General features: G+C 52.1%; 17 protein-coding genes. 9 read left to right on the top strand and 8 right to left on the bottom strand.

What is annotated here, in order from left to right:
- The first annotated feature begins 6 nt into the window (after positions 1-6).
- The 4 genes from ABT56_RS10910 (at position 7) to ABT56_RS10895 (ending at position 7,135) form a co-directional block, all read left to right on the top strand.
- Positions 7-3,804 (top strand): AAA family ATPase, encoded by a 3,798-nt coding sequence (locus ABT56_RS10910; RefSeq protein ID WP_047878887.1) that lies wholly within the window; start codon positions 7-9, stop codon positions 3,802-3,804.
- A gap of 195 nt (positions 3,805-3,999) precedes the next feature.
- Entirely contained in the window at positions 4,000-4,689 is a 690-nt protein-coding gene (gene phoB, locus ABT56_RS10905; RefSeq protein ID WP_047878886.1) for a phosphate regulon transcriptional regulator PhoB, read from the top strand.
- 75 nt (positions 4,690-4,764) lie between these two features.
- Positions 4,765-6,069, top strand: coding sequence for a phosphate regulon sensor histidine kinase PhoR (gene phoR / locus ABT56_RS10900; RefSeq protein ID WP_047878885.1), 1,305 nt, complete (start codon positions 4,765-4,767; stop codon positions 6,067-6,069).
- 103 nt (positions 6,070-6,172) lie between these two features.
- Positions 6,173-7,135, top strand: coding sequence for a PstS family phosphate ABC transporter substrate-binding protein (locus tag ABT56_RS10895; RefSeq protein ID WP_047878921.1), 963 nt, complete (start codon positions 6,173-6,175; stop codon positions 7,133-7,135).
- Between the two features lie 31 nt (positions 7,136-7,166).
- On the opposite strand, the gene ppx is transcribed toward ABT56_RS10895, so the two are convergent.
- From ppx to ABT56_RS10880, 3 genes are all read right to left on the bottom strand, one after another.
- On the bottom strand, positions 7,167-8,714 hold the full coding sequence (gene ppx, locus ABT56_RS10890) for an exopolyphosphatase (protein ID WP_047878884.1): 1,548 nt from the start codon (positions 8,712-8,714) through the stop codon (positions 7,167-7,169).
- Complete coding sequence (gene ppk1 / locus ABT56_RS10885; protein WP_047878883.1) at positions 8,711-10,801, bottom strand: polyphosphate kinase 1; 2,091 nt, start codon at positions 10,799-10,801, stop codon at positions 8,711-8,713. Before ppk1 ends, ppx begins: the two co-directional genes overlap by 4 nt.
- Positions 10,802-10,890: 89 nt before the next feature.
- Entirely contained in the window at positions 10,891-11,394 is a 504-nt protein-coding gene (locus ABT56_RS10880; protein ID WP_047878882.1) for a glycine cleavage system transcriptional repressor, read from the bottom strand.
- Positions 11,395-11,735: 341 nt separating this feature from the next.
- Here ABT56_RS10880 and ABT56_RS10875 point away from each other — a divergent pair, with 341 nt between their 5' ends.
- Genes ABT56_RS10875 through phoU form a run of 4 tightly spaced genes read left to right on the top strand, consistent with a single transcriptional unit; the run spans position 11,736 to position 17,162 of the window.
- Complete coding sequence (locus ABT56_RS10875; protein WP_047878881.1) at positions 11,736-13,964, top strand: ABC transporter permease subunit; 2,229 nt, start codon at positions 11,736-11,738, stop codon at positions 13,962-13,964.
- A gap of 42 nt (positions 13,965-14,006) precedes the next feature.
- On the top strand, positions 14,007-15,599 hold the full coding sequence (pstA, locus tag ABT56_RS10870) for a phosphate ABC transporter permease PstA (protein ID WP_047878880.1): 1,593 nt from the start codon (positions 14,007-14,009) through the stop codon (positions 15,597-15,599).
- A 23-nt stretch (positions 15,600-15,622) separates the two neighbouring features.
- Positions 15,623-16,441, top strand: a complete 819-nt coding sequence (gene pstB, locus ABT56_RS10865) for a phosphate ABC transporter ATP-binding protein PstB (RefSeq protein ID WP_047878879.1) — start codon at positions 15,623-15,625, stop codon at positions 16,439-16,441.
- A gap of 10 nt (positions 16,442-16,451) precedes the next feature.
- Entirely contained in the window at positions 16,452-17,162 is a 711-nt protein-coding gene (gene phoU / locus ABT56_RS10860; protein WP_047878878.1) for a phosphate signaling complex protein PhoU, read from the top strand.
- Between the two features lie 44 nt (positions 17,163-17,206).
- Here phoU and ABT56_RS10855 read toward each other — a convergent pair whose 3' ends face one another.
- The 5 genes from ABT56_RS10855 to ABT56_RS10835 form a co-directional block, all read right to left on the bottom strand.
- Positions 17,207-17,758: an outer membrane beta-barrel protein gene (locus ABT56_RS10855; protein ID WP_047878877.1), complete on the bottom strand. Its 552-nt coding sequence runs from the start codon at positions 17,756-17,758 to the stop codon at positions 17,207-17,209.
- 118 nt (positions 17,759-17,876) lie between these two features.
- A complete protein-coding gene (locus ABT56_RS10850; protein WP_047878876.1) occupies positions 17,877-18,797 on the bottom strand; it encodes a LysR family transcriptional regulator in 921 nt (306 codons plus the stop codon).
- Between the two features lie 102 nt (positions 18,798-18,899).
- Entirely contained in the window at positions 18,900-19,709 is an 810-nt protein-coding gene (ppk2, locus tag ABT56_RS10845; RefSeq protein WP_047878875.1) for a polyphosphate kinase 2, read from the bottom strand.
- 139 nt (positions 19,710-19,848) lie between these two features.
- On the bottom strand, positions 19,849-20,598 hold the full coding sequence (locus tag ABT56_RS10840) for a copper homeostasis protein CutC (RefSeq protein ID WP_047878874.1): 750 nt from the start codon (positions 20,596-20,598) through the stop codon (positions 19,849-19,851).
- 228 nt (positions 20,599-20,826) lie between these two features.
- Positions 20,827-21,435 carry a peroxiredoxin C gene (locus tag ABT56_RS10835; protein WP_047878873.1) on the bottom strand — a complete coding sequence of 203 codons (609 nt, stop codon included), beginning with the start codon at positions 21,433-21,435 and terminating at the stop codon, positions 20,827-20,829.
- Positions 21,436-21,567: 132 nt separating this feature from the next.
- Here ABT56_RS10835 and ABT56_RS10830 point away from each other — a divergent pair, with 132 nt between their 5' ends.
- The gene (locus tag ABT56_RS10830; protein WP_047878872.1) at positions 21,568-22,467 is read left to right on the top strand and encodes a hydrogen peroxide-inducible genes activator; all 900 of its coding nucleotides are present in this window, start codon (positions 21,568-21,570) and stop codon (positions 22,465-22,467) included.
- The last annotated feature ends 109 nt before the right edge of the window (positions 22,468-22,576 follow it).

Here is a 22,576-nt window from a genome sequence, read left to right as displayed (position 1 = left end):
ATAACAATGAAAATCCTTGCGCTTCGTGGTGAAAATTTAGCGAGTTTACAAAGCCAGTTTGAGATTGATTTTGCGGGTGGTCGCTTAGGTGATGCTGGCTTGTTTGCGATAACGGGTAAGACGGGGGCGGGCAAATCTACGCTGCTCGATGCGATTTGTTTGGCGTTGTTTGACCGTATTCCTCGTTTGCAATCCAACAAAAAGAATGATGCAGAGATCGGTCGTGATGATGACGATAACCGTATCAAAGCCAATGATGTGCGCAGTATTTTGTCTCGGGGTAAAGGCGAAGGTTTTGCCGAAGTCGATTTTGTTGCCAACGACGGTTCTCATTGGCGTGCTCATTGGCATGTTCGTCGTGCACGTGGTCGGGCTGAAGGCAAAATTCAAGCCGCTGAGCAATGGTTAGAAAACATTGAAACAGGGCAACGCTTTGCGGGTAAAAAGCAAGAGTTACAAGCGGAAATCGAAAAGCTGATTGGATTGAGTTTCGATCAGTTCCGCCGTGCCGTGATGTTGCCTCAAGGGGAGTTTGCCGCATTTCTAAAAGCCGGGGCTGATGAGCGTGCTGCACTGCTAGAGCGCATGACCGGCGGTGAGATTTACGGTCGTTTATCCATTGCCGCCCATGAACGCGCTAAAGATGAAAAACTAAAACTGACTCAGCTTCAAGGTAAGTTAGGTGATATTGCACTGCTGACCGATGAAGAGCGCGACGCATTAAATGCGCAATTAGCGATTGCCCGTGAGCAAGTAAGAAGCCAGCAACAAAAACTTGAGCAACTCAAACAGCACCAAGATGTGTTGGTGAATGCAGAAAAACTGACTCACCGTATTGGTGAAAGTGAGCAGCAGTTAGAACAAGCAAAGCAAGCGCATCAATTGGCCGAGCCGCGTTATCGTCAACTTAACCAGTATGAACAGGCATTGCCTGCACGCGGTGACTTCACGCTATTATCGCAAGCTCAACAACAAGTGATTAAATGGCAACAGACACTGCAATCGGCAACGACTGAATTAACGGAAAAGCAGCAACAACAAGGGCAATTGCAAAATCAGGTAGCGCAAAGCCAGCAGCAATTAGCACAAAAACAACAGGTATTTGTTGAACTTGAACCAAAGCTAAAACAAGCGGCAAGTATTGAACAAAAACGTGATGGTTTGCTGCAACAAAGCGCGGAGCTAGAACAGCAATTAGCGAGCTTAAATAAAGCACTGACTGCGCAGAGAGAGCAGCTCGCAAGTCAACAACAACAGCAATATGCAGCCCAATCGCAACAGCAGCAAGTAATGGCAGCTCTGGCGCAAACGCAAGGCGTAAAAGCCTTGGCAGAGCAGCAGAATGCGATCAAAGATAACATCAGTCAGTTCCAACAAGCGCAAAACCAAATTACCCAGTTGCAAGCTGATATCAAACTGCGTGAAACAACACTGGCTACAGTGACTCAGCAGCAAATCCAGCTGGATAAACAGCTTTCGGCATTGGATCAGCAAAAACAGCAATTAACCGAACAGACTGCAGCGCACGATCTGACTGCACTAGAGCAATTGCAAGATCAAGAACGCCAACACTATGCGGCGTATCAGCAATTAAGCAGCAAGTTAAAAGAGAGCTTATTTGGCCTCGATAAATGGCATGGCTTGTTGCAACAGCGTGATAAATTACAGCTTCAGCAACAAGGTTTAGCCAATAGCGTTGCAACCAGTGAGCAACGTCTAGGGGGATTAGCCCCTGAGTTGTTACAGCTCGATGCACAGCATAAAGAAGTTGAATTCCAGCTAAACCAAAGCCGCGCGGTAATGAGCTTAACCGACTATCGTGAGCAGCTTGTTGAAGGGGAACCTTGCCCATTATGTGGTTCAGCAGAGCATCCTTATCAGCAGCATAATCCACAAGTTGAAAGTATTATTAGCCAGCAACAGCAGCGATTACAGCAATTAGCCCAACAACGGCAAGACGCGCATGCCGAGCAGCACCAGTTAACCCTCTCTGTTGCCCAAGATAAGCAACGCCAAATCGAGCTTGAGCAAGATATCGTTGGGCTAAATAACACTATTCAAACGTTAGTCGATCAGCAGCAATGCCTCTGGACAGAGTTAATGGCAGTGGATTTGGATGCCATAACGTTAGCGGAAATTGTACTATCTGTTGCCAGCGATTTAGTCCAACTTTCTGATTATCAGGCAAATTGGTCGCACGCTTTAGAGGGTGCGCAAGCACAAATGCTGCAGATTAAAGTGCAGGGTGAACAGCGCAAAGTACTTATTGAAGAGGTGAAGACACAACAGCTTCAGTTACAGCAGTTAACAAAGCAAGAAGCGGAGCTGAAAGAGCAATGTTACCTGTTAACTCAGCAACAAACCCAAGCACAAGAGCAGTTGAATGCATTTACGGCACAAGCAAACAACTTGCAAAACGTGGTTGCGGAAAGACAACAAGCGTTAATGGCTATCTATGGCAATGACACCTGGTTAAATGCATTAGCGCAGCAAGGAAAAGCAGGCTTTATTGCTGATTTAGAAGGGCAAATTCAGCAATATCAAAGCAATCTCGAACAGCAGCAGCGACTGGATAAACAACTGACAGAGCTTGCGCCCGTGCTCGCGACGTTGACCAATAGCGTTCAACACGGTGAGCAGCAAATCGATGAGATCACAGCGAAAGCGACTCGTCTTGCGAAAGAGCAACAGGCTTGTTGGCAACAACGTATTGACCTGATTGGTGAGCAGCCACTAGATACTATTGAGCGCTCAGCCAAAGCCGATATTGACGCGCAGCAGCAACACTGCCAGCAGTTACAAACGCAATTAAGTCAATTAGCAGAAGTGATTGCCGCAGAGCTGACCAGACAGCAGAACGCAACCCAACAGTTAGCCGAATCTGACGCTGCGCAACAAAAGCTGCACCAAGTGTGGCAAGCATGGTTAGAAAAATTAGCGTTAACTGAGGCTGAATTAACGGCGCTGTTAAGTAAAGACGACGCTTGGTTACAGCAAGAGCGTAATGAACTCAAACAGTTAGAGCAAGCAGTGTCTCAAGGCGAAACCATTGTTAAGGAAAGACAGCAAGCCCAGCAGGATTATCAGCCAACGACTGAACTTGCCAAGCAGTGGTTTAGTGAACATAACATCAGTGATGATACGTCAGACCAACAGCAACTATTTACCCAATGGCAGACGGAAAAGTCACAATTTGATGATCAGGTATTTCAATTCCGTCAGCGCTTAGAACTGGGCGAACAAGCAGAAAAACAAGCCGGTGCTCTTCGTACCGCTTTAGCGGCCCAACAGACGCAAACTGAGCTTTGGATGGAAATGAGCGATTTAATTGGCTCTGCCTCCGGTAATAAATTCCGAACCTTGGCCCAGGGATTAACCCTGCAACAGTTGGTGATTAATGCCAATGAGCATCTGTATGAACTTGCGCCGCGCTATGCTTTGCAGCCGGTGCCGGGCAGCCCGCTTGCTTTGCAGGTGATTGACCACGACATGGGCGATGAGGTGCGCAGTGTCGAATCGTTGTCTGGCGGCGAGAGCTTCTTGGTTTCGCTGGCCTTGGCATTGGCTTTGGCATCCCTGGCAGCAGATACCCGCCAGCTCGGCTCGCTGTTTATCGATGAGGGCTTCGGTACTTTGGACCCGGACAGCTTGGAATTGGCGCTGTCTTGCCTTGATGCCCTTCAGGCCGATGGCCGCCAGATCGGGGTGATCTCCCATGTCGGTACGCTGGTGGAGCGGATCGGCGTTCAGGTGGCCGTCGATGCAATGGGCGGTGGGCGAAGCCGAGTGACAGTGATGGGATAGTAGTTATATATTATTAATCCTATCAATGGCTTCAGAGGGGCCTGCGTTGTGGCAGGCCTTGGTATGTTTACTCGCTGTCAAATGACAATTTGATGGACGTAGCGTTACGTTTAATCGACCTCAGTCACAAAAGTGTCATACTTAACACACATAATTGACACTCAAAAGACAGCAACTAAGTAGGTATAGAACACGATGGTTAGACGGATTCTTGTCGTAGAGGATGAAGCACCAATCCGCGAAATGCTTTGTTTCGTACTCGAACAGAAAGGATATCAGCCTATCGAAGCGGAAGACTACGACTCCGCACTTGAGAAATTGTGCGAACCGTATCCTGAACTGGTTCTTTTGGACTGGATGTTGCCGGGCGGCTCCGGGATCAACCTGATCAAGCACATGAAGCGTGATGAGCTGACACGCAGCATTCCTGTCGTGATGCTGACGGCCCGTGGTGAAGAAGAAGACAAGGTCCGCGGGCTGGAAGTTGGTGCTGATGATTACATCACCAAGCCGTTTTCGCCGAAAGAGCTGATGGCACGCCTCAAAGCGGTCATGCGCCGCGTATCGCCGACTTCACTTGAAGACATTATTGATGTGCAGGGGCTAAAACTTGACCCGGTTTCGCATCGAGTCACATCCAATGATGAACCGCTGGATATGGGGCCGACCGAATTCAAAATGCTGCATTTCTTTATGACCCACCAAGAGCGGGTGTATAGCCGTGAGCAGTTGTTGAACAACGTTTGGGGGACCAATGTCTATGTCGAGGACCGTACGGTTGACGTACATATCCGACGTCTGCGCAAGGCGTTGGAAGCCAATGGGCATGACAAGCTGGTACAGACCGTACGCGGGGCGGGTTACCGTTTCTCGACTCGGGTGTAGCGTATTACCCATATTGAATATTTTTGTTTAAGTTAAGCCGCCGGCAGTCTCTGTCTGGCGGCATTGGAGTCTTTGATGGTAGAGCGGCTGTCGTGGAAAAAATGGGTCTGGGAACTGATTTTTTTCTACTTGCCTTGGATCGCGCTGGGTTGGATTTTTGGCTATATGCCGTGGTTCCTGTTGGTCGCGACGTGGATCCAGTTGATTTGGCATTTCCACAACCAGTTGAAAATGTCCAATTGGCTATGGAAAGAGCGCAGCCTGACACCGCCATCCGGCTCGGGGAGCTGGGAGCCGTTGTTCAATGGTATTTATCGCCTGCAGCAGCGCAACCGCCGCCGCCGTAAAGAGCTGGCTACCCTGATCCGCCGTTTCCGCAATGGTGCCGAATCCCTGCCTGATGCAGTGGTTGTTTTCCGCAGTGAGGGGAACATCGTATGGTGCAACAAGCTAGCCCAGCACCTGCTCGGTTTCCGCTGGCCGGATGATGCCGGCCAGCCGATCAGCAATTTGCTCCGGAGCCCGGATTTTGTTCGCTATCTGGCTAAACGTTCTTTTGATACGCCGCTGGAGATCACCTCGCCGTTTAATTACGACCGCACGCTGGAGCTGCGGATCATGCCGTACACCGAAGGGGAATACCTGATGGTGGTGCGCGATGTTTCGCAGGTCAAACAGCTCGAAGGAATGCGCCGCAATTTCTTTGCCAATGTTTCCCATGAGCTGCGTACCCCGATGACGGTGCTGCAGGGGTATCTGGAGATGTCGAAAGACCCGGATATGTTGATTGGCCCGATGTGGGACAAGGCTCATGGCGTTATGACAGAGCAGCTGTCGCGGATGAATGCCTTGGTTGAGCAGCTCTTGACCCTCTCTAAGATCGAGGCGGCCCCTAACATCGAACTGGAAGAAACCATTGATGTGCCCGCCATGCTGGACGTTTTGGAGAAGGAGGCCGTTTCGCTCAGTGGCGGGCAGGATCACTTGTTCACCTTTGAGGTCGACAAGTCGCTCAAGGTGCTTGGCGATGAAGATCAGCTACGCAGCGCCATTTCCAACCTGGTTTACAATGCGGTGAAGCATACGCCAGCCAACGCCGAGATCACGGTACGCTGGTTCCTTTCTTCTTCGGGGCCGAGGTTGGAGGTGACGGATCTCGGGCAGGGGATCGAACCCCAGCATATCCATCGCCTGACCGAGCGATTCTACCGGGTCGACAAGGCCCGTTCGCGCGAGACAGGCGGCAGTGGTTTGGGGCTGGCGATTGTGAAACATGCGTTGAGCCATCACGATTCGCATCTGGAGATCCAGAGTACCGTTGGTGAAGGCAGCACGTTTTCCTTTACCCTGCCGCAGCGGCTGGTGGCCAAGGCGGCATGATCCATTGTTGTTTTTCGAAGCGGTCCCGAGGGGCCGCTTTTGTTGTTTGCAAGGAATAGCCATGACTATGATTCGACGCCTGTCGGCAGGTATCACCGGTGTGATGTTGGCTGCCGCGGGATATCTCCCGGCAACGGTATTTGCCGAAGGGGAGTTGGTGCAAAACCACGATCTTCCCCAGTACCGGGAGGTCACGGGTATCTCCGGGAATTTGTCATCGGTCGGCTCGGATACTTTCGCCAATTTGATGACCTACTGGTCTGAAGAATTCAAGCGTTACTACCCGAGTGTCAATATCCAGATCCAGGCTTCCGGTTCATCGACGGCACCAACGGCCTTGGTTGAGGCGACGGCCCAGCTTGGGCCGATGAGTCGGCGGATGAAATCCCGTGAGCTGGCGGCTTTCGAGCAGGAGTTTGGCTATAAACCGACCGAGATCCGGGTGGCTATCGATGCCCTAGCGGTGTTCGTTCATGAAGACAACCCAATCAAGGGACTGAATTTTTCGCAGTTGGATGCGATCTATTCACGGACCCTGCGTTGCGGCAGTACCCAGCCGATCACCCGCTGGGGGCAACTGGGACTGACGGGTAACTGGGCCAAGCGCGATATCCAGCTCTATGGGCGCAACTCGGTGTCGGGCACATATGGGTATTTCAAGCAAAAGGCCCTGTGCCACGGGGACTTTCGCAACAATGTCAATGAGCAGCCGGGCTCGGCCTCGGTCGTGCAGTCGGTCGCCAGTTCGCTCAATTCGATTGGCTACTCCGGGGTGGGCTACCAGATGACGGGGATCCGGGCATTGCCGATTGCCCGCAAGGGAACGGAGTACGTTGCGCCGACGGTGAAAAACGCGGTCAATGGCAATTACCCGCTCTCTCGTTACCTGTATATCTACATTAACCGGCCGCCAGGCAAGCCGCTCTCGCCGCTGGTCGCCGAGTTTATCCGCTTTGTCATGTCGGCACAGGGGCAGGAGCTGGTGGCCAAGGACGGGTATGTCTCGCTGCCGGCCAACGTGGTCAGCCAAACGCTGGATCAACTCGGGCTGGCCGTAGAAGAGTGACGGCCAGCCTGTTGCTATTGTCGTATTTGAATTAGTTCTCCGGCTTCTCGGCTGGCTTCTCGGCTGGCTTCTCGTCGGTGTGCTCCCCCAATTGCAGTGACCAGCCGACTTTTTGCCAATACTCTTGTTCTTGGCGCAGGTCGGCGGCCAGTAGGCGGTTGTCTTGCTCCCAGTTGGGAGGGAGGGTCAAAAGCCAGGTTTCTTTGTCGGCAGTGACGGTGATGCTCGGTAGCGGTTCGTCACTGCGCTGGCCGTTGAGCACGACCGCAAGGCGCAAGGTTCGGATCAGCGGATAGAGATGCTTGCGTTTGTAGATGCTGAGTTCTGGCATTTCTTCGAACTTGAGGCTTTTTCGCTGGAAGCGAACCAAGGTCGCCAGAACGGTTTGCTGCTCGAGGTTGAATCCCGGCATGGTCGAGTGGCGCAGCAGGTAGGCCGAATGACGGTGGAAACCCGGGTAGCTGATACTCAAGCCTACCTCATGCAGCAGCGCTCCCCAGTTGAGCAGGGTCGCCAGTTCGCTTCTGGCCAGCCCCGGGTGAGAGTCGATTTGGTTGTAGAGCATCTCGGCGCAGTCTTTGACCCGGTTGGCTTGGGCTATGTCCACGTTATATTGTTTTGCCATTGCGCTGGCGGTTCGGGTTCGGATATCACTGTGGCGGAAACGATCTTCCATTTCATATAGCAAGCCTTCCCGTAATGCCCCATCGGAAAAGACCATTTCGGAGATAGCGAGTGATTTGAATACCGCACATAGGATCGCGACGCCCGCAGCGAAGACCGGTTTGCGATCATCGCTCAGTCCCTCGAAGGCGAGATCGTCATAGTGCTTGGCCTTGAGGATGGCCTCATAAAGTTTGTCCAGCCGCTCGGGGGTGATGATGCCGTCATTGTAACCGAGTCCGATCAGCACTTCGCGTATCGCCTTGATGGTGCCTGACGAGCCGATAGCAGCCTGCCATCCCGCTCGGGTATAGAGGCTGGCGATACTCTCCAGTTTCTGCTCGGCGGCCAGTTGGGCGGCGGCCATCCGCTTGCTGCTGATTTTGCCCTTGGGGAAATAATGCTGGTTGTAGCTGACACAGCCCATATGTTTGCTGTAGGTCAGTTCTGTCTCGAACCCCTCGCCAATGACCAGTTCGGTGCTTCCCCCGCCGATATCGACAATAAGCTTGCGCCCGGTATCGGGTTGGGTGTGGGCGACCCCGAGGTAGATCAGGCGGGCTTCCTCTGTGCCGGGGATGATCTCGATGGGGTAGGGCAGCAAGGTTTCGGCCCGCTTTAGGAAGACATGGGCATTGTTGGCTTGGCGCAGGGTATAGGTGGCGGCAATTCTGACGTTGTCCGGCTCGAACCCCTGCAAACGTTCGGCGAACATGGCTAGGCAGTTGAGGCCGCGCTGGATGGACGGTTGGTCGAGGTTGTGGTGCTCATCCAGCCCAGAGGCCAGATGGACCCGCTGTTTGTGCCGGCTGACTATTTGCAGGCTTTGGCCGACTACGCGCGCTACGACCATATGAAAGCTATTTGAACCCATATCGATGGCCGCGATTTCCCGTGGCCGTGTATGCTCTGTCATTGGCTATTGCTCTTTTCCGCAGTTCTTTTCAGCTGCTTTTCCGAGTGTTTGAGGTAGTCGTAAATTTCAGTCTGCGAACGGATTTTGCGTTTGTTACCCCGTGGGACATAGTGGTTAGTCATGTCTTTGTCGAGCACTCGGGCTTTTACGGTATCTGACAGTTGAATTGTGAGAATATCGATGATCTTCTTTTTCAATGCCGGTTCGTAAATTGGGCAGCCCACCTCAATTCGGTTGTCGATATTGCGGGTCATCCAGTCAGCTGAGGAGATGAAGACCTCGGGGTCGCCGTTGTTTTCGAATACGGTGACCCGAGGGTGTTCGAGGAAGCGGTCAATGATGCTGATCGCCGTGATGTTATCGCTGATCCCCTTTATACCGGGGATCAGGGCGCACATCCCCCGAATGATAAGCTGGATTCTCACTCCGGCATTGCTGGCTTGGTAGAGCAGGTTAATCAAACCCTTATCGACCAAATTGTTCACCTTTAGTGTAATACCTGCCGGTAGTTTTTGCTTGGCGTGGGCAATTTCACGGTCAATAAGATCGTAAAGTCGTGATCGTGAGTTACGTGGCGATACGATGAGGTGGCTGAATTTCACCGGCCGGTATGGATTTTCGATATAGCTGAAGACCATCCTGACTTCGTCGGTAATGGTCTTGTTGCTGGTCATCAGTGAGAAGTCGGTATAGATCCTGGCGGTCTTCTCATGGAAGTTGCCGGTGCCGATATGGGCGTAGCGGACCAGCTCGTCCTCTTCCTGCCGAGTGATCAGGCATAGTTTCGAATGAATTTTCAGGCCCGGTACACCGAAGAGAACATGAACCCCGGCCTCGGTCAGGCGGCGGGCCCAGACGATGTTGGCCTCCTCGTCGAAGCGGGCTTGGAGCTCGACCACTACGGTAACCCGCTTGCCGTTGTTGGCGGCATCAATCATTGACTCGATGATCCGCGAGTTTTTGGCGACCCGGTAGATATTGATTTTAATGCTGCGTACTTTCGGATCGTACGATGCCTGACGGACCAGTTCAGTCATGTGATTGAAGGTATGGTAAGGGTAGTACAGCAGAATATCCTGCTTCTTTATCGCCTCGAATGCATTGCGGGCGCTGATGAACTGGTAGCTTTCGATAGGTGGCAGCGGCTTGTTTTCGAGATAGCTGCGCCCGACATTGGGGAAGCCAATGAAATCCTTGAAGTTATGGTAGCGGCTGCCGGGAATGATGCTGTCGTAACTGGAAATCTTCAATGTGTCACATAGAACATCGACCATGTCGGCTGGCATGTCGCGTTGGTAGACGAACCTGACCGGCATCGCAGTCAGCCGCTGGTTGAGCCCTTCGGACATCTGCTCGAGCAGGCTGTGTTCCACTTCTTGGCTGAGGTCGTATTCGGCATCGCGGGTCATTTTCATCGAATAGGCCGCAAGGCTGTCATAGTCGAAAAAGCCGCTGAAGATATCATCAAGGCAGAACCGGATAATGTTATCTAGCAATATGAGTGTCTTCCGCCTTTTTCCTTTGGCTTCGGGGAGCTGGATAAATCGAGGCAGTTGGTCGGTCGGAATTTCGATCAAGGCGTAGCGCTTGGTGTTGCCCTGCTGCATGTCGACGGCGAGATAGGAGTATTCGTCTTTGAGGAACGCCAGCAGGTTGATTTTGCTATTGAGCAGAATGGGGGTGATATGGGGCAGGATTTGGCTGCGGAAGTATTTGCGGAGCCAGACTTTTTGGTTGTCGTCGAGCTGCTGTTCGTTGACAAGGAAAATATGGCGGCGGGCCATTTCGAGCAGGATTTCATTATACAGGGTATCGAAGTCCTGATTGAGTTTGAGAACCCGGCTTTGGATTTTGCTGAGCAGCTCTTTGGCGTTTTCGTCGCCCCCTTGCTCTTCGTTGATCAGGATCCGCCGTTTTACATCGGCAAAGCGGACTTTGTAGAACTCGTCGGTATTGCTTGAGAATATGCCGAGGAAGCGAACCCGTTCGATAAGCGGGACTGATTTGTCTGCCGCTTCTTGCAGGACGCGCTCGTTGAAAGATAGCCAGCTAAGTTCTTTTTCGATATAGAGTGATTCCGTGCTCATGGTCATTCCACTGATAAGCGGTTTGGGGTTATGGCGTCACCAGCCGCATTCGGCGAATCACGGCTGGCCTCGCGCTAACCGTTTGGGGATCAGTTGTTATCAATATCGATATTGAGATCATCGGCGATATTTTCGATCTGCTCTTGGACATGCTCGAGAGAGAGCCCATGAGGAAGCTCTAGTCGGAAATCGGCGGTGAAAATGGGGTAGCCCCAGTTGGGTGCGCTGTCAGTAGTTGTTTTGAGCTTGTTGATATTAACCCCGAGCTCGGTGAGCTTGGTGGTGACGTCTTTGACTATACCGGCCCGGTCATTGCCTGTGACCAGCATGTTGTGAAGCTGGGTCGGCGTGTCGGTTTGGCGCTGCTCTTCAACAATATGCACTTGGAGTGATGGGATATCGGTGAGGGCGCGGTGGAGGGCCGTTGTATGCTCGTCGGCAACTTCTACTTGTAGGATCCCGGCGAACTGGCCGGCCAATTTACTCAGGCTGCTGGAAAGCCAGTTACCGTGGTTGTGGTAAACCGTATCAGACAGTGTTTCGACCAATCCGGGCTGGTCGGTGCCAATAACAGTAATAATTAGGTGCTTCATCGTCATATCCTTTTGTCTCTGAGGCTGGGTGGCAGTGGTGCCGATGGTGCGATTGAATACCACTTGGGTATATAGACATTATGTGGCCATGTGTCTGGGCTGTCTAGGCTTCAAGTCACAGCCAACCGGTTGAAAAAGGTCTACATTGGCGCGCAGCACACAAGAGTGATTTTATTTCAGTCGATTGCTGCGCAAGAGGCCTCTCGCCATTAGCCGGAGAGCCTGGCTTGTCATATAATTGTCATCTTGGTGCAATACTATGTAGGGTCAGCTTGGCTATCAATGGCTTAGCCAGGGTCATCACACCCGACAAGAGATTTACGTTAACGATTGAGGAATACATGGCGAAGGCCGGTGCAATATTGTTGGGAGACAGTCCCGGCCGTAAGGTTAAAGACAAACTAGCCCGCGTAGGGGTAACCGCCGGTGGGATTTCCGTCCTTTTCACCCTCGTATTGATATTCTTCTTCCTGCTTTATGTCATCTTGCCTATCTTTTCCGCGGTGAAGGTCACACCACGCCAGACGTTGGATGTGGACTTTGCCGATTCTCCCGCCCTGATCCGCCTGAGTGAGTATAACGACAAGGCTTACCGGGTTTCCGACCACGGCCAGATTGATGTGGTGTCTCTGGTCGGGGCCAATGCAGGGAAATCATTGGGACAGGCTAGCCTGTTGGATGACACGACCAGTGTTGCAACGGCTCTGCCTGACGAAGATCTGATTGCTTTGGGAGGCAGTCAAGGGCAGGTGGCAGTGGCAAAAATGGTATTTGTGCCGAACCCGTCCAGCGATGGCAGTGCATTTTCATTGGACTATCCGTTCGGCAAGCCTGTGCAGCAGCTTGATCCCCTTCGCCAGCCTATTACCCATCTAGCCATTTCCGTTCGTGAGCAGCGTGCCGTGATGCTGGGTGTTACCGCTGACAACCGTTTGTTGGTCCGGCGTTTTTTCTCAGGGTTCAATACGTCGCCAGCAGGAGTGCCGCAATGGGAGGCACATTCGTATGAAATTAACGGTATTAGTTCGCCGGTGCGCGGCGTGGCAGTAACGCCGGATGCCGCAACGGCCTACGTACTGACTGAGCAGAAACTCAATGTCTTTACTCTGGGCGAGCAAGGGGCAACGCTGCGTGATGCCGTTAAGATGACAGACATCATGGGAGAAGGCAGCCAGCTGGCCTTGTTGTCGGGGGCCAACTCGTTGCTGGTCTCTGATGAATCAGGTGATGTTGTTTCCCAGTGGTTTGAAATTGTCAGAGACGGTCAGCGCAAATTAATCAAGGCGCGTGATTTTGCTTCTGCCAAAGGCAAAATTCTCAAGATTGTTCCTGAGTACACCCGCAAGGGTTTTTTCACCCTGCTCGACAACGGCATGCTCGAGGCTTTCTACACCACGTCTGACAGTGCTATTTACGAAGAGATGATTTTCAGCCAGCCATTGCCCGATCATTTGGTGATATCACCTCGTGCCGATCGCCTGGTTGCGGTCACGGGGCATCGTTGGCAGATCTATGCGGTTGATAACCGCCATCCTGAGATCGGCATTGCCTCGCTATGGCAGAAAATTTGGTATGAAGGCTATCCCGAGCCTGATTATGTCTGGCAGTCCACCTCGGCCAGCGATGAGTTCGAGCCCAAGCTGAGCTTGTTGCCGATTGTCTTTGGGTCGGCAAAGGCCGCCCTGTATGGGTTGTTTTTTGCGATTCCGCTGGCTTTGGGCGGTGCAATATATACGGCTTATTTTATGTCATCGCGGATGCGTCGGGTCGTCAAGCCAACTATTGAGCTGATGGAAGCCTTGCCGACCGTGATCCTTGGTTTTTTGGCCGCGATCTGGCTTGCTCCGATCATCGAGGAGAACCTCAGCGGGATTGTGTTGCTGTTGGTGTTGTTTCCTATGAGCATGGTACTGGTGGGGCTGGGATGGTCACAGTTGCCAGGCAGCTGGCGACACAAGGTGCCGAGTGGCTTCCATATCTTGCTGTTGATCCCGATGATTGTGCTGGTGGGCTATGGCTGCTTTAGCCTGAGCCAGCCGCTGGAAAATGCATTTTTCGGCGGCGATGTGCGCGTTTATCTGACCAACGAATGGGGGCTTGGGTATGATCAGCGCAATTCCCTGGTGGTCGGGATTGCGATGGGCTTTGCCGTGATACCGACCATATTTTCGATTGCCGAGGATGCGATTTTTTCGGTGCCGGGGCATTTGACCAGTGGCTCATTGGCATTGGGGGCGACCCATTGGCAGACGTTGACTCGCGTGGTGCTGCTCACGGCCAGCCCGGGTATCTTCTCGGCGGTGATGATGGGGCTGGGACGAGCGGTGGGCGAGACCATGATTGTGCTGATGGCAACGGGCAATACGCCGGTGATGGATTGGAATGTCCTGGAGGGGATGCGGACACTGGCGGCAACGATCGCCATTGAAATGCCCGAGAGCGAAGTGGGTAGTTCGCATTTCCGGGTGATGTTCCTTGCCGCATTTGTGTTGTTTGTATTTACCTTTATTTTCAATACCGTCGCTGAACTGGTAAGACAGAGGCTACGGGATAAATATAGTTCGCTCTGATGGCGGAGGAGACAGTAATAGTGACAAAGTCGATGGCACACTATGGTTAACTGGGTCCGGTCGGGAGCACCGTGGATCTGGCTGACGGCCGGAGCGGTAAGTTTGAGCCTGTTGGCTGTGCTCGGGTTGCTGTTGCTGATTGGCTGGAAGGGGCTCGGCTACTTTTGGCCTGCGCCGGTTTACCAGTTTGATATCGAGCAGGCGGGCCATCGCAGTGTGGTGATTGGTGAGCTGTATGAGCGCAAATGGGTGCCATTACAGCAACTGAAAGATGCAGGTGTCGATACGGCAGGGTTTGCTGGTGACAAGATTGAACGCTATGTTATCAAGACCGGAAACCGCGAGGTGCTGGGTAGCGATTTTGTCACTGTATTGGCTCCCTATGTCAAAAAACAGCACCTATTGGATGACGTTGCCGTGGTTGAGAGGCTGAAGAATGGCCTGGCTTACGGTGTGCCGGTGGCACTTTACAATGATGGAGAGAAGGTCAGCCTGACTCAGCTTGCCGAGCGGCTGGAGGAAGCAGAGACGATTCGTCGTGAGCTTATCCGGCTGGAGAAAACAGAGCTGGCGGAGCTTTCGCATCAGTTCGAGCAGTTGCGGAAAAATGGCGGCAGTGATACGTCGCGAGCGGGCTTGGAGCAGCAGTACCGAACTCTTGAGCAGACCATGCACTCGTTACGCCGCCTGTTGGCTCGCGATGCCTTGGTGATCCGGGTGATGACCGGGCAGGAAATCAGGCTGCCTCTCGACCAAGTCTTGTCGGTATGGCAACCCAACCAGATGAGCCTGCTGGGTAAAGTCAGCCATTGGTTTTTGAAGTTGGGCAGTTTTGTCAGCGATGATCCCCGAGAGGCCAATACCGAAGGCGGCGTGTTCCCTGCTATTTTCGGTACGGTTTTCATGGTGCTGTTGATGAGCGTGATCGTGACCCCGCTGGGCGTGTTGGCGGCGGTCTACCTGCATGAATATGCCGGCCGCAATGCCTTCACCAAGCTGATTCGGGTGGCCGTGATCAACCTTGCCGGGGTCCCGTCGATTGTCTATGGCGTATTCGGTCTGGGCTTTTTTGTTTATATCGTCGGTGCCGGTATTGATAATGTCTTTTTCTCGGCCGAGCTGCCGGCTCCCACATTCGGCACCCCGGGGATCTTGTGGTCGGCACTGACCCTGGCGATATTGACGTTGCCGGTGGTGATCGTCTCGACAGAAGAAGGCTTGTCACGGATCCCCAACTCGGTACGCCACGGTTCGCTGGCGTTGGGTGCTACGCAGGCAGAAACGCTGTGGCGGATTGTGTTGCCGATGGCTAGCCCGGCGATCATGACCGGGTTGATCCTCGCGGTGGCGCGTGCAGCTGGCGAGGTAGCGCCGCTGATGTTGGTAGGGGTGGTTAAGATGGCACCGTCACTGCCGATTGATGGCCAGTTTCCCTACTTGCATTTGGATCGTAAATTCATGCATCTTGGTTATCATATATATGATGTGGGGTTCCAGAGCCCGAATGTCGAAGCGGCGAAGCCGTTGGTCTATGCCACCTCATTTTTGCTGGTTACCGTGATCATAGGTTTGAACCTGACAGCCATTGGCATTCGCAACCATTTGCGAGAGAAGTTCCGTTCATTAGAGCAATAGCGAAGCGAGATACTAGATAGCGTATGTTTTCACTTAATTCACCCATTGGCCTGTTTGAGCCTGTTGATTTGTCTGCTTTGCCGGAAGCGCAAACCGCCCTGTCCATCGAGGGGTTGGATTTGCACTACGGTAATACCCAGGCGCTGTTTGATATCAACATGCGGATTGCCAAGGGGCAGGTAACTGCGTTTATCGGGCCGTCTGGCTGTGGTAAATCAACCTTGCTGCGCTGCATCAATAGGATGAACGAGCTGGTGGAGGGGTGCCGTGTCGATGGCAAAATCATGCTTCATGGCCAGAATATTTACGATAGTCAGGTGGATGTTGCCTCATTGCGCCGTCGGGTTGGAATGGTGTTCCAGCGGCCGAATCCATTTCCTAAATCTATTTATGAGAATGTGATTTACGGCCTTCGCCTGCAGGGGGTCAAAGACCGCCGTATGCTTGATGATGCCGTCGAAAGCTCGTTGCGCGGCGCGGCGCTGTGGGATGAAGTCAAGGATCGCTTGCATGAAAATGCATTTGGTCTCTCTGGCGGTCAGCAGCAGCGACTGGTTATAGCTCGGGCGATTGCGATAGAGCCTGAGGTATTGCTGCTCGATGAGCCAACCTCGGCCTTGGATCCGATATCGACCCTGACCATCGAAGAGCTGATTAACGATTTAAAAGATAAATATACCGTGATTATCGTTACCCATAACATGCAGCAGGCTGCAAGGGTGTCGGACAATACCGCTTTTATGTATATGGGAGAGTTGGTTGAGTACACCTCGACCAATGACATATTTACCACGCCGCGAGAAAAACGGACCGAAGATTACATTACCGGTCGTTACGGTTAAGGAGCAATACGTGTTAGACAATATCAGCCTTGGCCGTCATATTTCCGGTCAGTTCAATGCCGAGCTAGAAAGCATTCGTACCCATGTGCTGGCGATGGGTGGTTTGGTGGAGCAGCAACTTGCTGATGCCCTGCGGGCGATGCATCGCCAAGATGTCGAATTGGCGCGCCGGGTGATCAAAGATGATCACAAGGTGAATGCGATGGAAGTGGCTATCGACGAAGCCTGTACCCGGATCATTGCCAAGCGCCAGCCAACAGCCAGTGATTTGCGGTTGGTGATTGCGATTATCAAGACTATTACCGATCTTGAGCGTATCGGTGATGTCGCCGAGAGCATTGCCAAGGTGGCACTCGAGAATTTCACCAACAAGCAGTATAACTTGCTGGTGTCGTTGGAAGCGCTGGGCCAGCAGGCCGTGCGTATGCTCCATGAGGTACTCGATGCGTTTGCCCGAATGGACGTGAAGGCGGCGATAGAGGTTTATCAGGAAGATGATAGGATTGACCGCGAATATGAAGCGATAATTCGTCAACTGATGACTTATATGATGGAAGATCCGCGATCTATTCCCAATGTGCTGCAGGTAATGTGGTCGGCACGTTCAATAGAGCGGGTGGGGGATCGTTGCCAGAATATTTGTGAGTACATCATTTATTTCGTCAAGGGCAAGGATATCCGACATACCAGTCAGGAAGAAATCGAGAAAATTCTTCGTTAGTCATTTATCGCCCCGGCTCAGTCCGGGGCGATGTTCGTGTCGCGTCAGAAATTATACTGAATGCCGAAGTTGTAGCTTAGATAGTTATTGTTTTCATCAAAGAGTGTCGTACGGCGGTATTTTATCGAGGCGATGAGATCGAGTTTGTCTGTCATGCGACTTCCTATTTCAAATCCAGCCAGACCGGCCATACTGTAGTCCTTGAACTTCTGATATTCCCCGCTATCCCCCCGCATCGAGCGTGTTTCTTTCATTTTGTGTATACCGGCGATGCCAGCCACGTAGGATGGCTTGTGGCCGATATGGAAATGGTACTTTGGTTTGACGTTTAGCCCCCAAGAGTAGGTTTGGTAGTCAATATATTTCCAGTTCTTGAAGTACCCACCGTTTCCGACCTCCGTGCCTTCGACTTCAATAGCCAAGCTATAGTTTGGGGTGAGGGGGTGCTGGTATCCCACTGTGAGGCCAAAGGTTAGCGGGAAGGTAAAGTGTTCATAGTAACTAAAGCCCGTCACGGCACCTATATACAGGTTGTCGGCTGAGGGGCTGGCAAATAGTGCCGGAGAGAAGCAGGCTAGGAGTAATAGTCTTTTCATGGTACCTCTTGAAAGTCAGATCAGGATCGGCACGGATCTCCTTATCAGCAGAGGTAGGATATAGGCTGGGTTATGGCAAAGGCCAATCAGCAAGGTTGATATCGGTTATAAGCCTACGTTATGAGGGGTGGCACGTGGTATCGACGATGTTGCAAAGCCATTGCATCAGCGGGGCATTGTGTTGGGTTTGAGAATAAAAGCATACAGTGTGGAATTGATGGTATTCGCCATTGGTGACAGGGATGATTTTACGAATTGTTGGGTCGTCATCACGGACTAGACCATCAATCGAGGGAAACAGCATATCACTGTGGCGAAGGGCATCGAGGATGACTTCTGGAGAGGTCGAGCGGAAGTTGATAGTCGGGGTTATACCATATTGGGCTAGGTAGGTTTCGAGATCGGTAACATGTTCATTGCGGTCGGGGATGATCAGGCTGGCCCATGGGTAGGGGACTGATTGATGGGCATCAATGGTTGCCCCGTGATAAGGGTGATCACGGCGGGCATAAATGGTTGCGTAGCCGGGTGAAAGGTTACGGCGATAGAGTGTTTTCTTTGTATGGGGAATATCGTAGTTGATCCCCATTTGGGTCTTGCCATTGGCAATATCTTCAAATGTGGTGCTGGTCCATTTAACGAGCGATAGGCTAAGAGTTGGAGCCTGTTGGGCGATAGCCCGGTAGATTTTACAGCCATAAGCGGCTAGGTATTGCGGTGCCAATGCGATTTGTAGTTTGCCGGTTAGCTCACTGGGTTCGAATGCCTGCTGGCTATTGATGGCATCAAAGAGGGAGCCAAGTGCAGGTTCTAGGTGGCTGCAGAGTTCAATGGCATATGGGGTTGGGGCTAGTCCGCCTTGGGTTTTGCTGAATAGGTCGTCATTGAAATGGTGACGGAGCTTTTGCAAAGCATGGCTGAGTGCGGGTTGGGTAACGAATAATCGCTCGGCGGCTTTACGTAGATTCCGCTCTTGATAGATGATCAGCAAGGTACGCAGGAGGTTAAGGTCCAGATTGGCTGAGAGATCTTTTGCCATAATAGGGCTCCTTCCATTGGCATTGTCAGCTTATCTTACCTAACGATCACGATGAAGGATACGGAGTACGTCTGGTTCATCCACTTTGTCTTTCTTTCCTGTTTATTCGTCATCATTGTTGAAACGATCGGGGACAAAGGTTTGGTTTTCCAGCGGAGCGCGGATGTAGCCTTCTTTGTTGACCTCCGGCAGTTCAATGATTGGGTAGTGGATTTCCTCGTAGGGAATTTGTGTCAGCAGGTGGGAGATACAGTTGATGCGGGCGCGTTTTTTGTTGTCGGCCACGACAACCCACCACGGGCATTGCTTGGTATCGGTATAGGCGAACATTCTGTCTTTGGCGGCGGAATAGTCGGCCCAGCGGTCGCGTGACTCGAGATCCATCGGGCTGAACTTCCAGCGTTTGATGGGGGTGTTGATCCGCTCTAAGAAGCGTTTTTCCTGCTCTTCGTCGGATACGGAGAACCAATATTTGAGCAAGATGATCCCCGAGCGTTTCAACATGCGCTCAAATTCGGGGCAGGAGCGGAGAAACTCCTCGTACTCTTTGTCGGTACAGAACCCCATTACTTTTTCTACCCCGGCCCGGTTGTACCAGCTACGGTCGAATAGCACCATTTCACCCGCAGCAGGCAGGTGGGCGACGTAGCGCTGGAAGTACCATTGGGTCTTCTCTTTTTCGGTCGGCTGGGGAAGGGCGACGATTCGGCATACCCTAGGGTTGAGCTTTTCGGTGATGCGTTTGATCACTCCGCCCTTGCCGGCGGCGTCACGTCCCTCGAAAATCACCACGACTTTCAGGCCTTCTTGCTTGATCCACTCCTGCAGTTTGACCAGTTCGATCTGTAGTTTTTCAAGTTCGTTGTCGTAGTCTTTTTTGGCGAGTTTTTTCTTGGAGGGATTGAAAGACATAGCGATCTCTATACCGTTATTTGCCGATAACAAAAGAGTAACATCCAATCATGGTGTTGACGAATATATCGTCAAGATAAAAATGGGGCTTGATGGAAAAGTCCCAGCGGTGGACGGAGACACCACCGGGAAGAGCCTGTCAGGACGATGTGTTCAGGGCTCGGACAACGGCTGCGATTTTAGCGCTGTCGGTGACAGGAATCGCGAAGTCATCAATATCGGCGCTGCCCATATAGGCATCGCGCGAGAATCGGGTCATCAGGCTGGCACGCTGACTCTTGCCGGAAAGGTGGACTTCCTGCACGCCAGTTTGGCTGACGATACGGGCGACATTGTCGGCCGTGACACCGGCTCCAGCCATGATTGAGAGGCGCTTGCCGCAATAGTCGACCATTTGTTTGAGCATCGGGATCCCCTGTTCGGCATTGGCTTTTAGCCCCGAGGTGAGCACCCGCTCGCAGCCCTGCGTCATGATGATATCGAGGGCGGCAATTGGTTCAATGCACTGGTCGATGGCACGGTGGAAGGTCACGCCCATCCCGCTGGCTGCTTGGCACAAATCATGTAGGAGGGTTTGGTCAATGCTGCTGTCTGTATTGAGAACGCCGACGACGACACCCTGTAGTCCCGCTTGCTTGGCGGCATGAACATCGGCCAGCATGATTTCCTTGTCTTGGTCGGTAAACAAGAAGTCGCCTTGGCGTGGGCGGATCATGGCATAGACAGGAATAGAGGCATAGCGGGCAGCAAGCTGCATCAGGCCGGCATTGGGGGTCAGCCCACCGAGGGCGAGCGAGGAGCAGAGCTCGATACGGGTAGCACCACCTTGCTGGGCATGGTGGAGTGATTCGATATTGTCGATACAAACTTCAATGTGCTTGATGGCCATGGTTCACGATAACTGAAAAGTAGAAACTGACAGTCTAGAGGATGTCCGTGGTGGCGGCGATAGGTTGGATCAAAGATCTGAGAGATGGAGCTGGGGATTTTTACGGGTGACAGATATGAAAAGGGCCCGGTGTGTCCGGGCCTCATTATTTTTGCCTTTGGCTGACAATTGGCTTTACGCTTTAGCGTTTATTTCGCCTAGCACCGTGAGCATGGTGCTATGGGGCAATTACTTGCCTAGGTCTGAAGTGTGCTCAGAAAGGTAAGCGGCAACACCTTTTGGAGATGCATCCATACCTGCTTTGCCTTCTTCCCACTGTGCTGGGCAAACTTCACCGTGCTTCTGGTGGAAGTTAAGTGCATCAACCATGCGTAGCATTTCGTCGATGTTACGGCCTAGTGGTAGGTCGTTTACTACCTGGTGACGTACCATGCCTTCCTCGTCGATTAGGAAAGAACCACGGAAAGCAACGCCGGCTTCTGGGTGCTCAACATCGTAAGCTTTGCAGATTTCGTGCTTAACGTCAGCAACTAGTGGGTATTTAACCTGACCGATACCGCCGTTCTCTACTGCAGTGTTACGCCATGCGTTGTGAGAGAACTGAGAGTCGATAGAAACACCAATTACTTCTACGCCTTTAGCCTGGAACTCTTCGAAACGCTTGTCGAAAGCGATCAGTTCAGAAGGGCATACGAAAGTGAAGTCTAGTGGGTAGAAGAAAACTACCGCTTTTTTACCTTGTGTGAATTCTGCAAAGTTGAAGTTCTCAACGATTTCGCCGTTACCTAGAACAGCTGCAGCAGTAAAATCTGGTGCTTTACGACCTACTAGTACCATCTTGGTGCTCCTAATAATTTTGGGTTGTCGCCAACCTTTTTTGGTGGCTCCGTGTTTGGACGAGACAAACTATATCGAAACTGGTAGATTGAAAAAAGCGGAATAAATAGATTAATACAATCGAAAAATACGATGAGCAAATTTCCTTCCCTCAAACAGCTCCACTATCTTGTGACCCTGTTTGAAACCCGGCACTTCGGCGAAGCCGCCAAGCGCTGCTTCGTGAGCCAGTCGACATTGAGCTCGGGCATACAGAACCTCGAAGACCTACTCGGTTGTCAGCTTATAGAGCGCGACAATAAATCCTTGGTGTTTACCTCAACCGGCGAGGATGTGGTGAGCCGCAGTCGTGAACTGTTGGCTCGCAGCCAAGATTTGATGGAGTTAGCTAGCTGCAAGGGTGATGGCATGGAAGGGCCGCTACGGGTTGGATGTATTCCGACCATTGCGCCGTTTCTGCTGTGTGATCTCGTGCAGGAGGTCAACCGTCTTTACCCGAAACTGAACTTGCTGCTGCGTGAAGATACGACCACTAATCTGCTGGCTGCCTTGCGCAACGGCGAGATGGATGTGCTGATCCTTGCTTTGCCAGTAGAGATTTTCGGAATGCATAGCCAAGTTGTCGGCCGAGACCCGTTCAAGATGGTGATCAGCCATAATCAGGCTAATAAGGTCAGCGTGCCGCTTCGTTATGCTGACTTGCCGGACGAATCGGTATTCTTGCTGGAAAAAGAACACTGTCTGACCGACCACGCTGTTTCCGCCTGCCGTTTGACCAGTAAGGAGAAGATTAATCCGTTCACGGCAACCAGCTTGCACACTCTGGTACAGATGGTGGCCAACGGCCTCGGAACGACGTTTATTCCCCAAATGGCCATTGACCACGGTTTGGTGGATAACATGAATTTGGTGGTGATTGAACCGCCGGGCCAGGACGAGGCGTATCGAGAAATTGGGCTGGTTTGGCGACCGACGTCGAGCCGTACCCGGACTTTTGACCAATTGGCTGATATCGTGAAGGGGCTTTTATAACCTGATTCTCTGCCATGCTAACTCAGTGCTGGAAGAAAAGGCCTTCTTTCAGCATATTATCCTATTTTCCCTCCTATTCTCATTATGATCCTCATTGCAGGCTTCGCCC

The organism is Photobacterium aquae, from assembly GCF_001029445.1.
In the GTDB taxonomy this organism is placed as follows: domain Bacteria; phylum Pseudomonadota; class Gammaproteobacteria; order Enterobacterales; family Vibrionaceae; genus Photobacterium; species Photobacterium aquae.
The sequence above is the reverse complement of the archived record's forward strand: the minus strand, read 5'-3'. Positions and strand labels throughout refer to the sequence as shown.